The sequence below is a fragment of the Microcoleus sp. F4-D5 genome, assembly GCF_036704885.1.
Taxonomy (GTDB): Bacteria; Cyanobacteriota; Cyanobacteriia; order Cyanobacteriales; family Microcoleaceae; genus Microcoleus.
This window is the reverse complement of record NZ_JAUBSX010000020.1, coordinates 14,922-30,757: the sequence shown is the minus strand read 5'-3', so window position 1 is coordinate 30,757 and position 15,836 is coordinate 14,922. Positions and strand designations below refer to the sequence as shown.

Here is a 15,836-nt window from a genome sequence, read left to right as displayed (position 1 = left end):
GAAACCGGGGGATAGTTTATTGATGGAGGTTTTCGTTAAAAAACTCGATTTCAATACGATCGCCCACTTTGACACCGAGTTCAGCAGCCCGCCCGCCCCGGAGCTCAATAACTCGATCGACAACAGTGTTGGGCCCGTAGGTAGGACAAGGATCGGCAGTACAAGGAGGTGCAGAAACTTCGATCGCCTCAACCACCCCATCCCGCAGAAAAATCATATCCAGAGAAATCTTGCAATTTTTCATCCAAAAATTGACCAACCGCGCCGGTTTAAACTCAAACAGCATTCCTCTGTCATCCGGCAAAGAAGTTCTGTACATTAAACCCATAGCCTGCTGTTCGACTGTTTTCGCCACTTCGAGTTCGATTGGGCGATCGGCTATCCGAGCTCTAGCAGAAACGGGCAGCACTTGACCCGATGTTGTCGCCGTCGGAGACTCAGCCGCCAAAATACCAGTAGCACCAGTATTTGCGACAGGTAAAATCGGCGAACATCCCAGCAAAAATATACTTACTCCAATACCGAGCAAATTAGTTAAATAACTCATAATTATTTTAGATTTTAGATTTTAGATTTTAGATTGGCAATTGTTGACTGTTGACTGCGTTGAGTGATGACAACTGACAACTGTCAACTGACTGCTTCAAGCTTCCCGCATCACATAGCCAACACCGCGCACCGTCTGAATCAAGCGCTTTTCGCCCTCATCTTCAATCTTGAGGCGCAGATAGCGGATGTAAACCTCAATCACATTCGACTCGCCCAAAAAGTCGTAACCCCAAACATTTTCCAGAATTTGTTCCCGAGTCAAAACCTCGCGGGGATGTTCCATCAAATACTTTAGCAGCTCAAATTCCTTCATCGTCAGGTCGATCGCCCGTCCGTTGCGTAGGGCCCGCCTAGAGGCCAAATCCAAAACTAAATCGCCAAACCTCAATTGTTCGTTGCTGGTGTTATCCGGCTGCAAATACAAGCGCACCAACTGCAAAAACTCCTCAGTGCGGTAAGGTTTGAGAAAATAATCATCCGCACCAGCTTCCAGACAAGCGACGCGATCGTCAACTGTATCGCGACCGACCAATAGCAGCACCGGCACCCGATTGCCAATACTTCTGAGGTAAGAACACAGTGACAGCCCCGACTCTGGGCCAAGTATGCGATCGATTACAATCAAAGCTGGCTGCAATTCACGGGCTAAATGTTGCCCGGTGGCGGTATTAGAAGCCACTACCGGTTCGTAGCCGGAGGATTTTAAATCTAGACTCAAGTGTCCGGCGAGAACTTCGTCTGTTTCAACTAGCAGGACACAGGGATTGCGATCGAGAGTAGTTGCAGCCATTGAATTGACCGGTGGAGACCATAACTGTTCTAGCACGTCTTAAGGAAGAGAGGGAGAGGGGGAGAGAGGGAGAGGGGGAAAGTGGGAGAATGGGAAAATTACCAATTACCAATTAAGCTATTTGGCATTTAAATTGAAACTCGATCGCCCCGGGCTATCCTGCCCGCCCCACAGAGTTTAAGTAAAAAGTAGCTGACAAATTAAATGCGCTACAGCTTACCAATTACCAAATTGAATAATTTATGACCATCATCGTATTCGGCAGTATCAACATCGACCTAGCAGCAAAAACTCCCCGGTTGCCGCAGCCAGGGGAAACTATCATCGGTAGCAATTTTTTCACTGCAGGCGGCGGCAAAGGAGCAAATCAAGCCGTCGCCGCCGCCCGTCTCGGCACTTCCACCCACACGATCGGTCGCGTCGGCAACGATAAATTTGCTGAAGAATTATTGACAAATTTACAATCTTATGGGGTAAATACAGACAATGTATTAATAGACCAAAACACTCATTCAGGAGTGGCAATTATCGCGGTAGACGAGACAGGTCAAAATAATATTATTGTGATTCCGGGGGCGAATAACAATGTCGGTGAAGCAGATATAGAACGTCTCAAAAAACTCTTAACAGCAGCTACATCCTTGCTGTTACAGTTAGAAATTCCCCTGGAAGTTGTCCAAAAAGCTGCGAAAGCTGCTCGTCAAGCGGGGGTGCGAGTTATTCTAGATCCAGCACCGGCTAGGGCAGATTTGCCACTGGAACTTTATCCGCTAATTGACATTATCACGCCGAATGAAGTGGAAGCCGGCCAGTTAGTGGGTTTTCGGGTGAATGACACCGAAACAGCGATTGTAGCTGCCAAACAGTTGCAGGAGCGCGGCGTCAAGAATGTTATTGTCAAATTGGGCGATCGCGGGGCTGTTGCTGTTACTGCGGATGAAACGTTTTTTGTACCGGCTTTTGCTGTGGAGGCGATCGATACTGTGGCCGCTGGCGATGCTTTTAACGGCGGGTTGGCTTCTGCATTAGATGCCGGTCTGTCCTTGTCAGAAGCGGTGCGGTGGGGCGCAGCAGCGGGCGCTCTGTGCGCGACTAAAGTGGGTGCTCAAGTTGCTATGTGCGATCGGGCAACTTTTGATAATTTTTTGCACAATAGAGTGATTGGATAAATCTTTGATAGAGCCGGTTAACCGCAGATTTCAAGCAGATAAACACAGATGAACGCAGATAATTTCAAGAGATGAAAGTGAACGATCGTCATAGGTCTATTTTATGTAAAAAACAATCAAAATTTTGTGGGGTGGGCTTTGAGCAACACCCCCAATATGTAAGAATTTAAATCTGAAACAGCTTACCCTACTTTGGCCTCTGAATAATTGTTTCAACTACCCGCCGCTTGACTTTTGGATCGATACCAATCAGCCGCACGTATTCGCCGCCGTGTTCCGCCAAACAAGTTTCTAAAGATGCAACCACATCTTTTTCCTGTGCAGTTTGAATTGTGGCGCAACTTTGCCAAGAACCTGTTTTAAATCGCCGATTATCTGCATATTCTATGCCAATTTTGCAGCCTCTTGCTAACAACTGCTGCACTTGTTCCAATACCTCGGAACTCAGCCGCGCCGCATGACCGTTACCACCTTCTGAACTTGGCTCATCGTAAGCCTTATAATATTTGGATGACGGGTCGTTTAATTGACTTGGCGCGGGCGCAGCAGCAGGGGCGTTAGGGGTTCCTTTAACGTTGAAAAGCCGCGATTGGTTGTATTCATCTACTAAGCGCATTTCCTGAATCCGCTTTTGTTGGCCCACCATCAAACTGCCCATTTCTAATAAATGAGCGAGGCTGAAATCCGGGTTTTTGAAATCGGGCGCTGCTTCCAAAGTGTTTACCAAACGCTTGGAAACTCGCTCGATTCCTACTTTGTGAATAAATTCGCGAACTTGTTCGTCGTAAATGCGCGATCGCAAAGCGCTAAAAAAGTCGATCGCCTGATCGGGAAAATGATCGACTAACCCCACAATCTCTGTTTTTGACAATTTGTCAGACTCAAAAATTCCCCCAACAATCCCAATTTTATCATCCCGGCTGGGTTCCCAATAAAACTTTTCCATCCGCCCGTCGCGAATCAGCGGCGCGTACAGCGTAGAAAAATCATTTCCGGTGACAATAATCGGCACTCGGTGCAGCGGCGTACTGTCATAACTTCCCGGTAACTGCACGTTAGTTGGATTGTCAGCAATATTCATCAGGGTCGCATTGACCATCTGAGTATTGACAGTATATTGAGTAGTAGTATCAAACCTGCCCGCACCGGCATCCAAGTCGTTAATAAAAATGGCGCACATCTCGCCCCGCACGCGAATTTGCTCCGCAGCTTCTCGGTAGCGCAAGCGAATTAAACGCGCCGGATCTCCTGCATCCGGGCTTTCTAATTCCCCACCAGAAATCATCACCGGTTCAAAGCCCATCCGCCGAAAAACCAGTTCGGTTTGAAAAGTTTTGCCTTCTCCTTTGCGGCCGTGAATTCCCAAAATTAGGGGAACTCTTACCCCGGGCAAATTTAAAAAGTTCTTAGTGACGTGCACCGCAACTTTATCGAGAAAGTTAGGAGAAATGTAATAACTCATCAGTAGATTTGTGAGGGATTAATTGATGTTACTGTTACGATTTTATGACAAAACTAACAGCTTGCACCGCTAACCTGGATTTTTACCGTACAATCGAGGTCTGCATATTATGTGTTAAGGAGCGATTCGTGAGTCCAGAAACCTTACTAAAAGAACCAAGCGTGGAAGCCGAAGCCAGTTTGTTCAGTTCTGAAAGCTTCGACAGCTATGTAATGTCAACCTACGGGCGTTTTGCGATCGCCCTAGAACGGGGCCTCGGCTGCCGCGTTTGGGATACCGAGGGCCGCGAATATCTCGATTTTGTGGCTGGTATTGCTACCTGCACTCTCGGACACGCCCACCCGGCAATGATTGCAGCGGTAACTCAGCAAATTCAGACCCTGCACCACGTTTCTAATCTTTATTACATCCCCGTACAGGGCGAGCTGGCAAAGTGGCTTGTAGACCATTCTTGCGCGGACAGAGCCTTCTTTTGCAACTCCGGCGCGGAAGCTAATGAAGCGGCAATTAAACTTGCCCGCAAGTACGCCCAGGAAAAATTACATATCTCGAATCCGACAATCGTTACCGCCGTTGCGAGTTTCCACGGGCGGACTTTGGCGACAATTACGGCCACGGGACAGCCTAAATACCAGAAGGGTTTTAGTCCTTTGGTTCCCGGATTTCACTACGTGCCGTACAACGATATTAGTGCGATCGAAAGCGCGATCGAGCAACTCGACAAAGACGAACGCCAAGTAGCAGCAATTATGCTGGAAGCGCTGCAAGGCGAAGGCGGAGTTCGCCCCGGAGATATCGCTTACTTCCAGCGAATTCGCGAAATTTGCGACGAAAAAGGCATTTTGCTAATTCTCGACGAAGTGCAAGTCGGGATGGGACGCACCGGCAAATACTGGGGCTACGAAAACCTCGGCATTGAACCGGATATCTTTACATCTGCCAAAGGATTGGGCGGCGGTATCCCGATCGGCGCTATGCTGTGCAAATCTTCCTGCGATGTATTGGAACCGGGAAGTCACGCCAGCACTTTCGGCGGCAATCCTTTTGCTTGCGCTGTAGCTTTGTGCGTGTGCCAAACTTTGGAACGGGAAAACCTTCTGGAAAACGTGCAGCAGCGCGGGGAACAGTTAAAAGCAGGGCTCAACAAGTTGGCGGCGGCATATCCGCATTTAATTGCTGAGGTGCGCGGCTGGGGTTTGATTGTCGGGATGGAATTGCAAGCCGACATCGAACTTACATCGGCCGATATCGTCAAATCTGCCATCGCCGCGGGAGTTCTGTTGGTTCCTGCAGGGCCGAAAGTGCTGAGGTTTGTCCCGCCGCTGATTGTCACTGCCGCTGAAGTCGATCGAGCTCTGCTGGCAGTGGAATCAGCCCTGCGCTCTCAAGCGGTAGACTAAATCTAGTGAGTTAATTTTTGTTAGCCGTAGCGCTGAACCGGGCGATTGCCATATCTAGATGCACTATTCCGACTAAACCCGGTTTCTTTCCTGATTTCTCGTTACCAAACCCAATAGTTTCCCAAAAACCGGGGTTCTTAGCCTAAGTCCGATGGGGTAAATGTCAACCTGCCCCCCTGCAACTCGGTCGGGGGGGTTGATGTGGAAAAACCCGGTTTCTTTAATCCCTGTACCTAAGTCTTAAAGTTAACAGACTCCGGGTTTGGGATTTTTAACGGCTGCGGAACGCCGATCGAGCCAAATACATCAAGATAAAATAGACTTGTATCATCAACTCGAATATTCTCTGTGAAACGCCCCGAAACAGTGACGGCTCGTTAAACCGGGATTTTACCAAAGATTAACGCGAAAATATTATTAGCGATTGTAGGTGCTAGTCTCGCTATCTGCCTGTCAGTTGCGACTTTTGAATCCTGGTTTAACTGATTCGATCCTTTAATCTAGAATCTCTCGGAGACTCGTACATCCGGTTAGGGATTGAAATTTAAATCAGGAAGTGATTTAATTGCTGCACGGAAGCAGCTATCGGCTAAACACTCGACAGTGCTGGATAACCAGTACATTCGGTGAGAGATAGGCCCAGCAGGGCCGCTGTTATTCCGGTCGCCAGACCAAAGAGTGCTCTTGTCTCTCTCGCCGCTCAATTTTCAACATCTGTATTTAGCTGTATGGAAGTGAGTTGAGCATTACAAGCCTTAATAACCTTGACTGCCAAAAAAATCACCTGAGAAATTCAGAGGGAGAGAAATTTCTACCAATCAAAGGCCCTACCCGAAAGCGGGTCATCCCCGCAACAATATCGACAGCCCCTATCCTGTAATGCCAGCAGGTATGCTAGAAAAAATTATCAGTTGTGGGGCCGGGAAGGTTTTTTATTTGTATTATTAGTCCGTTTTTGTCCAGTGAATTAGTGATTAGAGGCGTAGCGATCCTATCGTTAATAGTTCGGCGGAATGCACGATGGACGAACAGCGTCGCAAAACTGATGTTAATATGCTCCAAGCGCTGCTGGAAAATCCTGTGGACTCAGGAATAGATTTGATTTTGAGGACTGACTCAAAGTCGATCGACTGTGGGTTCGTCAAAACGCTTTATTTGGAAGATCTGGTACTGACGCGAGAAAGTTTGCTGAAAGCTGCAAAATTTTTCCAAAGGGCGATCGCACCCTTAGAAGCTGCAAAGGGCAATTCTCAATTGCCCGCAACCGAGACAGCATATCTGGCTTTTTTAGCCGAAGTCTTGCAGGCAGTGGCGCGGGGCGCCGATTCGCAGCACGTGTACCCGTTGCTTAGAAGCAATTTAGACAAACTCGACCAGAATTTCGCACAACTGCTGCGCTGCTGGGCAACTTTGGTGCTCCCTGCTGCCAAAGAATCGGAAACCAGGCGCATTGCAGCCCTAATCGGCAATCTGAGCAACAAAATAGGGCGGTTTCCACTAGGCAGCAAGGCTAATAACTTGGAAATCGAAATTGCCGGTTACGAAACAGTTGCGAAGGTGTTTACCCGCAAAGATTTTCCCCAAGAATGGGCGGTGATGCAAAACAATCTGGGCAACGCTTACAGCGATCGCCCCAAGGGTGATAAGGCTCAAAATATCGAACAGGCGATCGCTTGCTTTGAAAATGCCCTACAAGTGCGCACTCCCGAACAGTACCCGGAACAGTGGGCGACGCTGCAAAACAATCTGGGCAACGCTTACAGCGAGCGCCTCAGGGGAGATCCGGCAGACAATCTAGAACAGGCGATCGCCTGCTATGAAAAGGCGCTGCGAGTTCGCAGCCGCGAGGCTTTCGGGCAAGAGTGGGCGAGCACTCAAAACAATCTCGGCCGCGCTTACAGCCGCCGGCTGCAGGGCGACAAAGCCCAAAATCTGGAACAGGCGGTCGCTTGCTACCACAATGCTTTGCAAGTCTACAATCGCAAGGTGTTTCCCCGGCGTTGGGCCACGACTCAAAATAATTTGGCAAATGCTTACTGCGAGTTGCTGCAGGGCAATCGAGCTGAAAATCTCGAATACGCAGTTACCTGCTATCAGAGAGCTTTGCAAGTGCGGACTCGCGAAGCTTTTCCGCTGCAGTGGGCGACGACTCAAAGAAATTTGGGCCGGGTGTTTATCGATCGGATCAAAGGCGATCCGGTGGAAAATGTGGAAATGGCGATCGCCTGCTTTCAAAATGCTTTACAAGTCTACACCCGCATCAAATTTCCCGAAGCCTGGACTTCGATCCAAACTTACCTAGGCAGGATCTACAGCCTGCGGGTGAAAGGGGAAAAAGCCGAAAATATCGAAATGGCGATCGCCTGCTTTCAAAATGCTTTGCTATTTTGCAACCGCCAAAAATCTCCCGAACGCTGGGCAATGCTTTGCGCCTACCTCGGCCGCGCTTTCAGCGAACACGTGAAAGGGGAAAAAAACCGCAACCTCAAAAGCGCGATCGCCTGCTATCAAAATGCCGGCCAAGTCTACACCAGACAGGGATCTCCCAAGCGCTGGGCAATGCTGCAAATTTATCTCGGTAGGGCTTTTTCCGAACTGACGAAGACGGACAACCCGTCCCACCTCGAAAGTGCGATCGGCTGCTATCAGCGTGCCGCCGAAGTCTACACTCGCGAAACCTATCCTCACCGCTGGGCTGAAATTTTATTTTATTTGGGTCAAGCTTACCGAGTTCGAGGCGACTTGCTTCGCGCCTACGGCGTTTTTACTGCTGCTGTCGATACTGTTGAATTCTTGCGATCCGAACCAGAAGCTGATGTGAGCGATTTGGGCGATCGGGCTACTACCGCAAAACTAAAATTAGCCCGCACCTGGACTGGACTCTATAAATGCCTGGTGCAAGTTTGCCTGGAACTCGGCCGCGCCCAACCTGAATATTGTTCTAAGGCCCTGGAATACACCGAACGCCACAAAAATCGGAATTTGGTAGAACTACTGGTAAAATGCGACTTGACTCCGAAAGCCGAAATTTCGGCAGGGGTGCTAAGCGAGTTGGAGTCGCTGCAACTTGAAATAGCCAGGGAACAGCGGCATCAAGAACAGCGAGAGCTCGAGCCTAGCACTACCTTGATTTCTGAAGGCGACAGCCAAGGTTTAAACAGCGGTTCTCTGCTGCCGAACTCCGACTTCATGCACTTAAATCAATTGTGGCGGCAGTTTGATGGGTTGATTGCTCGGGAGGTGCAGGCAAACGACCCTTTCTTCAGCCTAGCTCGCAAAGTTGAACCGATCGCTTTCGAGCAAATTCGCCAATTGTTGCCTGATGCCAATTGCGCTGCTGTCGTGTGGGCGAGTTTGGGGGATGTGCTGGTTGCTTTTGTGGTGGTCAAGACTGCACAATATCCGGCCGTTCACCTGTGTTCGCCGGCAAATGCTTTGGCTGCCGAAAGTTGGGCTCAGGAGTACCTCAGCGCTTATTCCGAACAAAAAGGTCGCTGGATCAATCATCTCCCGGCTCGCCTCAAACGCTTGGCCGCGCTGCTGGAAATAGATCGAGTGGTGGCGCTGATTCCGGAGAATTGCGATCGGCTGATTTTTGTGCCGCACCGATTTTTGCACGCTTTGCCGCTCCACGCTTTGCCTCTGGGGGTGAGAGACGGGTTTGAGGAGGGCGGGGGAATGTTTAGATATCACTGGGGCGATCGCAGCGGTTTCGATCGGGATGCCCACAGCGCTTCGGATTTTTCTCAAGCTTCGGCTTTTGGCGAGGTTGCAGCGCCTGCTGCTTATTTGATCGATCGATTTGCTGGAGGAATTCGGTATGCTCCTAGCTGTCAGCTATTGCTGTTGAAACAAAGCGCGCACCAAGCAGCTATTGGTCGATACAGACCGGGTTTGGATCGCCTTTTAGCAGTTCCAACTTTCACCAAAGATGCGCTCTACAGCAATATTGAAATCGGCAATATTTCCCAGTATTTTTCCAGTGCAGAACTTGTGCGCGACAAGCCTGGAATTCAAGAGGCTTTTTCCCCAGCCATGTCTGCTAATAATGGGGAGTTACCCCAGCCAATAGGTGATTGGCAGCAGAAAAAATGCGCTCATTTTGCTTGTTTGAGTTTGCTTAATTTGGCTTTGCCTCTGAAATCCTCAGTGTTTTTGAGAAATGATTCTCTGAGTTTAGAGGAAATTTTTAATCTCGATTTTCGGCAATATTTTTTAGTTACTTTATCGGCTTGTGAAATTGCGGCCGGCGGAGTCCGCGGTGCTGAAGATTTTGTCGGTTTGTCGGCGGGTTTGTTGTATGCTGGCACGTCTAGTGTTGTCAGCAGTCTTTGGAAGGTGAACGATGTTTCGACGGTGCTGCTGACGAGCAAGTTTTATGAAAATCTCGGACGGTTTTCTCGGTTGCAGGTGGGAGATGTGGCGATCGCGCTGGGGGACGCTCAACGGTGGCTGCGGGATTTGACTGGCGAGGAATTGGAGGTGTTGTTGGCGGATTTCCAGCCTCAAATTTCGCAAATGTTCGATCGGCTTTCTCAAAGATCTCGCCTGATTGCGGAGGCTTCTTTGCAGCAAATTCGCAACCGCAAACCCTATCCTTTTGCTAATCCTTATTATTGGGCGGCTTTTACTGCGGCTGGGGTTTAGTTAATTGTTATTTAGTCATCAGTCATATCAAATATGTTAGCATTGGAGTTATTCCTATCTCTCTTCTCGACCTCTGCGTGAATGGGCGTCAATCCCTTGTCCGGGGCGGTTAATATATTCTCTTGTTTTCACCGCAGATGAGGGCAGATCGACACAGATTAACGCAGATGAATTATCTCAAGTCCGGTTGCACCATCCGCGGTTGACTGTTGACTGGATTTTACCCCGGAAGATGTTACCGGAATTAATATCATTAATTATTAGTCATTTAAAAACCCGACACTAACAACTTATTTCAAGTTGTCAGTGTCGGGTAATAATTCAACAAATTACAGCAAAAATTTAGGATTTTTTGCCTAAAATTTGTTCTTTCAAGGCTTGAATTTCTTGAGCTAATTGTTGCCGGTTGGACGATCGCAGCAAATAGCGGTAGACAAACCACACGGTGTATCCGATACCAATTAGCTCAAATGTGGGTGCTAGCAGGGGGATGTCGTTGAGTTCGTCTACTATGCCCAAAAGCACTTTCAAAGAGATAATCGAGGCTAAAATTACACCTACAACAGTCAGGGGACTTTTGTACTGTTCGTAAAAGCTGCCGATGTAAGCGGGAAACTCGGACAAAATTGCGATAATTTGTTCTTTGATCTGCTGGGCCTGACTTGGCGGTTCTTCGGTAATTATGACTTTTGTTGTACCGATCGAACTGTCTGCTTCATTCTCGGCAGGAATTTCGGTGATGATAACGGTTGTTTCTGGTTCGTTTGATGAAGTCATTTCTCCACTCGCAATAGTTTTTTGCTGGTTGGCGGCAGGTATTTCAACTGCTGCTGCGGCTGTTTCAACTGCCGAAATATCGACTGCTGAAACCTCGGTGCCGACTGTTTCCACAGGCGATATTTCGACTGCTGCGACCTCCGTTCCGACTATTTCGGCCGCCGGTATTTCGACTGCTGTTACGGACGCGGAGATTGATTCTGGAGTCGGTATTTCGACTGCTGAAACCGACGCTGCGACTGTTTCGGGAGCCGGTATTTCTACTGCTGTCACCTCTGCAGCTGCTGTTTCAACAATCAGTGTTTCGACTCCTGGCTGTTCTGTAGCAGGAGTTTCGGCGACTGTTTCTGCCTTTAGTTGTTCTGGGGTAGGAGTTTCGGCCGCGACACCAACAGCCGGCAAATTCAAGCTACTAATGGCATCAAGCAAACGGGTTTTAGCCGTTCCTCGCTGGTGAAGGATTACCCAAGATTCTATCAGGTCGGGGCCGTGCATTGCACCTGTCAGAGCGGCTCTGAGCGATCGCATAATTAGCCCTTTGTTAAGATTTTTCTCTTTACTGAGCTTTTTAGTGATTTTCTGAGCTTCCGCTGATGTCAGGGATGAATGACTTTCCATCGCTTCTACAACTGCTTGTAAAGCCCGTGCAGCCCCTGTTTGCTGCAACTGTGCGAGTGCTTCTTCTTCGTATTCCACCGTGGTGGAGAAGAACACCTTACACATATCCACAGCATCGGTTAAGCGAACGAGACTCGGGCCGATTAATGCAGCTATTTGTTCGAGCCAGGGGCGGTCTGCCTCGGAGTCAAACTCATAACCGCCTTTCTGCCACCAATAAGGTATCAGCAAATCTGTCAATTGCGGCACTGGCATTTTGTGCAGGTATTGACCGTTGAGCCAATTGAGTTTATCCCAGTCAAATTTTGCACCGGCTTTGTTGACTCGATCGAATGTAAATACTGCAGCAGCTTCGGAGAGTGTAAATATTTCTTGCTTTGAGTCCGGGGGAGTCCAGCCCAGCAAAGTCATGTAATTAACTAAAGCTTCGGGGACGTAACCCATATCTTTGAAATCAGAAATCGAGGTTACGCCGTCGCGTTTAGAAAGTTTTTGCCCTTGCAAGTTTAAAATCAGCGGCGTGTGGGCAAATTCTGGGATTGTCGCGCCCAAAGCTTCGTATAGCAATATTTGTTTCGGAGTATTGCCGATGTGATCTTCGCCGCGGATGACGTGGGTGATGCCCATGTCGATGTCATCTGCAACTACGGCGAGGTTGTAGAGGGGTTGGCCGATGACGCCGCCGCTGGATGCACGGGCAATTACCATATCGCCGCCGAGGTCGCCACCTTTCCAGGTTACGGTGCCGCGTACCGTGTCGTTCCAAGCGATCGTGCGATCGTCCTCGATAATAAACCTAATTACAGCTTGCCGCCCTTCGGCTTCAAAAGCTTCTCGCTGTTCGGGAGTGAGGTTGCGGTGGCGGTTATCGTAGCGGGGGGCCTGTTTGTTGGCTTTTTGTTCTTCCCGCATCTGGTCTAGTTCTTCCGGCGTGGTGTAGCAGCGGTAAGCGAGTCCTTGGTCTAGCAGGGTTTGGACTGTTTGGCGGTAGGTTTCCAGACGCTGCGACTGAAAACTCGGGCCTTCGTCCCAGTTCAGACCCAGCCAGGTGAGTCCTTCGAGGATGTTATCGGTGTATTCGCTTTTAGAACGTTCTACGTCTGTGTCTTCTACCCGCAGGATGAATGTGCCGCCTTGGTTGCGGGCAAACAGCCAGTTGAATACGGCGGTTCTGGCGGTACCGATGTGTAGGTTTCCGGTGGGACTGGGGGCTAGACGGACTCTGACATTCATGTAGATTTTTGCTTTTAGATTGGGCGATTTGCTGGTTGGGGGAATAGCTGATGTTTAAGACTTCAAATTTTATTATATTTTATTGCCGACTTAATAGTTGTGCTTGGCAGGTGCTTTGCCTTGAATTGTTTGATAATAGACGATCGGGCGAGCGGGCGAAAGTCTCCGGCAAGGCACGAGAAGGCATCTTGATGATATTAGCATTGCGGGCGGCCCAGACTGGATTCACCTTTGGGACTATTTTCAAAGCACAAATAACTGTCGTAGGGCTACCAAATAATTCTTGTAAAATGTTTGTGTGCGATCGACGACATTCAAATATATTTCCCTATGTCTGCTGCTAAAACCGAGTTTTCCGAATCTGTTGCGACCTCACCCGAGTCTGCTGCGCCTGCTTGGCAGATTGAGTTGCTGTACGACGGTGAATGTCCTCTGTGCGTGCGGGAGGTTAATTTCTTAAAAAAACGCGACGCGGGGCGAGGTTTAGTGTCGTTTGTGGATATCGCGGAGGATGGCTACAACCCGGAGGCCCACGGCGGAATCGACTACGAAACGGCGATGGGTCGGATTCACGCGATATTACCCGACGGTACGGCAATTAAAAATGTGGAGGTTTTTCGCCGCACCTACGAGATTTTAGGTATGGGATGGGTTTATGCAGTTACTAAGTTACCAGTGTTCGGGGCGATCGCCAATTGGCTGTACGGAATTTGGGCAGACTGGCGGCTGAAGCTGACGGGAAGGCCGGATTTAGCAACTATTATGAACGATCGAACTCAGCGGATCGAGTGCGAAATTCAGGGCCGCTGCCAACCCAACTCAAAATGAGTAATATTTAATAAGTGCGATCGGTCTATCAGAAGATGTCAGCAGAAACAGACTGCAACTAACCTTAAAGATGGACTACTATTAAAGGTCAAAAAAAATGCAAGATGCAGGCTATACAGTCTTCATGGGCTTCGGTGGTCTCTGGATACTTATGGGAATTGCCGCTGTGATTTTCCTGTTAAAATCGGACGGTCAAAAACTTAGGTTTGGCAAATGGGGACTGCTAGTTGCGATTCCGATTCTCGTGCCCATCGTCCTGGTTTTGACATATCAGATAGCCCGACCGTTTATTATTCCACACCTTTGATCGCTGCTGGGTCGATCGTCCGTGGGAGAAAGGAATTAGTTAAATCAATTTTAGTATTATTGCTCATTTTCTGGCGATCGCAACTGGTGCCTCACCCATACTCGCAAAGCCTCAATTATAGTCGTATCATCCTCCGTCTCGGCCATCTGCAAAAATTGATTGATTATTCCTGAAGAAACAATCGGAAAAGCGCCACTGTATTCACAGCTTGCATATTCTCCGTTCTGAAGTTGAAAAAATTGTACAGTCTCTCCGACATATCTCCAAATTTCAGGAACTCCTAAGTTTTTGTAGATAGTAAAGCGATTAGTAGATGGACTGGTGAGATCGACTTCGATGATTAAATCAGGTGGCGGGTCGATTGACAAGTTAATTTTGCGGCCGCGAATGCGATCGACATTTTGGATATAAAAACAGGAATCCGGTTCTGCACCTTGTTTTAAATCTTCACGGTTTAGAGTCGTCGAACCAAATCCCTTGCGTTTCAATTTTAATTCGTCACTTAAAGTAGTCACAAACTGTTTCAACAAACAATTAACTGTTTCATGCAAATCTGATGGCATGATAATTTCTAATACTTCGTGACAATACGAAAAACGCGAGGCTCTCTTGTCTCCCGCTTCTGCTAATAAAGTTTGATAAGTCTGCCAACTGATATTAGATAATACCACCCGTTGTGTAGTTTTTTCTGGCGAGGGGTTAATGAGCGTAACGGTCATATTTCCCTCCTCCTTACTGAATCAATCAAATACTCAAAGGTTAAACTTTGTATTTAAAACTTTCGACTTACGAGAGAACGGGACAGACGGGGCTCGAACCCGCAACTTCCGCCGTGACAGGGCGGTGCTCTAACCAATTGAACTACTGTCCCTCGTTTTGCCTTTTTTTCAGGCACAATTTCTATTATGCCTATAACTTCACCTTTTGTCAAGAGGTTTTTTGAACTTTTATTTGGAAGCCCAAAATTTGAGTCTCTTGCAGGGGACTGAAGTTGTTGTCGCTCACCAAAATCAGACCTTTGCTAGCATCCGCCAGGTCGGGGCCCAATGTCAACCCCTCAATGTTGTCTAGGGGGATTTTCAGGGTTTCCAAATCCAGCAGCAGGCGTTTTTGAACGGGAGAAGCCTCGCCCAGACGGCTTTTGAGGCTTTCGAGTGCTTCTATACGATCGCCCTTTTCCAGAGAAATCTCAAAAATTCTGATAGTTGTGCCGGTTTCCAGGGAGAAAGCACGCTCTAAACTCAGCAAGCGGTTATCGTCGATCGCCAACAAATCCACTAAACCGTTGCTAGTTAATTTTCCCACAGGATTCGCGCCCGCGGGTAGCGGTTCGGTGATGTAGAGAAACGATGCTTCTGGATTGCCGCTCACCGCATCGTAGCGCAAAATCCGGCACGGACTCCCGGTTTCCAGGGAAACTGCGGCGCCATCTTGAACCAAGGCGTTTTCGGTAGCTGTAAATAAGTATTTGCGATCGGGCGTTAAAGTTAAACTTTCAAAAGCGAGATTGTTGCGGATGCCTTTAGTGCCTTTGTCGTCGGGCAAAAATTGTTCAGGAATTGCCAGCGTTTTCAGGAGTTTACCATCGAGGGAGAACTCTTTGATAAAAGGATTTATTTGGCGATCGACATCTCCCTCAGAAGAAACAAACACGCTATTGCCAGTAAAAGCTATCCCTTCGGGATCTAAACTTAATTCAGGAAAACCTTTGCCGTTTTCATCTAATAAAGTAGTGACACCAGTAAAAGTAATTTGCTCTTTTTCCAGTTTACCAGATTGCAAGTTAATTTTTAGAGTATAGAAGCGCGCCGGAGCCTTGCTGCTGCGGTCATCAGAAATGGCATAATAAACTTGTTTTTCGGCATCATAAGTAATGCCCGAAAGTCCGCCAATTTCCGTCCCCTGAAACGGAGAACCTGTAGGAAATATTGCTCTGCCGATAAAATCAATTTTCGTAACAGCGAAAGATTGAGCTGATTGATTTACCCAAATAGCAAGACTTGCTGCCATCAAAAAACAGACAATAAATATAATTGCTTTTGCTAGCCTTCGCATT

The 15,836-nt window shown here is 48.2% G+C and carries 11 protein-coding genes, 1 tRNA gene and 1 pseudogene; 5 read left to right on the top strand and 8 right to left on the bottom strand.

Features of this window, described 5'->3' with window-relative positions:
- Positions 1-16 precede the first annotated feature (16 nt).
- Together QUA80_RS11980 and nblR are read right to left on the bottom strand one after the other, a co-directional pair.
- Positions 17-547, bottom strand: a complete 531-nt coding sequence (locus QUA80_RS11980) for a DUF192 domain-containing protein (RefSeq protein ID WP_333424688.1) — start codon at positions 545-547, stop codon at positions 17-19.
- Positions 548-643: 96 nt separating this feature from the next.
- Positions 644-1,339, bottom strand: coding sequence for a response regulator transcription factor NblR (gene nblR, locus QUA80_RS11975; protein WP_333424687.1), 696 nt, complete (start codon positions 1,337-1,339; stop codon positions 644-646).
- Between the two features lie 242 nt (positions 1,340-1,581).
- On the opposite strand from nblR, the gene rbsK reads away from it, so the two are divergent.
- On the top strand, positions 1,582-2,508 hold the full coding sequence (gene rbsK, locus QUA80_RS11970; protein WP_333424685.1) for a ribokinase: 927 nt from the start codon (positions 1,582-1,584) through the stop codon (positions 2,506-2,508).
- Between the two features lie 187 nt (positions 2,509-2,695).
- Here the strand turns inward: rbsK and QUA80_RS11965 are convergent, their stop codons facing one another.
- Entirely contained in the window at positions 2,696-3,970 is a 1,275-nt protein-coding gene (locus tag QUA80_RS11965; protein WP_333424683.1) for a ribulose bisphosphate carboxylase small subunit, read from the bottom strand.
- A 128-nt stretch (positions 3,971-4,098) separates the two neighbouring features.
- On the opposite strand from QUA80_RS11965, the gene QUA80_RS11960 reads away from it, so the two are divergent.
- Entirely contained in the window at positions 4,099-5,370 is a 1,272-nt protein-coding gene (locus tag QUA80_RS11960) for an aspartate aminotransferase family protein (RefSeq protein WP_333424681.1), read from the top strand.
- Positions 5,371-6,390: 1,020 nt separating this feature from the next.
- Positions 6,391-10,017, top strand: coding sequence for a CHAT domain-containing tetratricopeptide repeat protein (locus QUA80_RS11955; protein WP_333424679.1), 3,627 nt, complete (start codon positions 6,391-6,393; stop codon positions 10,015-10,017).
- Positions 10,018-10,359: 342 nt separating this feature from the next.
- On the opposite strand, the gene QUA80_RS11950 is transcribed toward QUA80_RS11955, so the two are convergent.
- Both QUA80_RS11950 and gltX read right to left on the bottom strand, forming a co-directional pair.
- Positions 10,360-10,794, bottom strand: coding sequence for a CAAD domain-containing protein (locus tag QUA80_RS11950; RefSeq protein WP_333424797.1), 435 nt, complete (start codon positions 10,792-10,794; stop codon positions 10,360-10,362).
- A gap of 408 nt (positions 10,795-11,202) precedes the next feature.
- Positions 11,203-12,645: pseudogene (gene gltX / locus QUA80_RS11945) on the bottom strand (glutamate--tRNA ligase); the annotation flags it as partial.
- 330 nt (positions 12,646-12,975) lie between these two features.
- Here gltX and QUA80_RS11940 point away from each other — a divergent pair.
- Both QUA80_RS11940 and QUA80_RS11935 read left to right on the top strand, forming a co-directional pair.
- On the top strand, positions 12,976-13,473 hold the full coding sequence (locus tag QUA80_RS11940) for a DUF393 domain-containing protein (RefSeq protein ID WP_333424677.1): 498 nt from the start codon (positions 12,976-12,978) through the stop codon (positions 13,471-13,473).
- Positions 13,474-13,570: 97 nt separating this feature from the next.
- Positions 13,571-13,780, top strand: a complete 210-nt coding sequence (locus QUA80_RS11935) for a hypothetical protein (RefSeq protein WP_333048979.1) — start codon at positions 13,571-13,573, stop codon at positions 13,778-13,780.
- A 56-nt stretch (positions 13,781-13,836) separates the two neighbouring features.
- Here QUA80_RS11935 and QUA80_RS11930 read toward each other — a convergent pair whose 3' ends face one another.
- The 3 genes from QUA80_RS11930 to QUA80_RS11920 all read right to left on the bottom strand — a co-directional run bounded on the left by QUA80_RS11930 (position 13,837) and on the right by QUA80_RS11920 (position 15,835).
- Positions 13,837-14,499, bottom strand: a complete 663-nt coding sequence (locus QUA80_RS11930) for a Uma2 family endonuclease (RefSeq protein ID WP_333424675.1) — start codon at positions 14,497-14,499, stop codon at positions 13,837-13,839.
- A 78-nt stretch (positions 14,500-14,577) separates the two neighbouring features.
- Positions 14,578-14,651: transfer RNA gene (locus tag QUA80_RS11925), tRNA-Asp, on the bottom strand.
- 56 nt (positions 14,652-14,707) lie between these two features.
- Complete coding sequence (locus tag QUA80_RS11920) at positions 14,708-15,835, bottom strand: esterase-like activity of phytase family protein (protein WP_333424673.1); 1,128 nt, start codon at positions 15,833-15,835, stop codon at positions 14,708-14,710.
- Position 15,836: the final 1 nt, after the last annotated feature.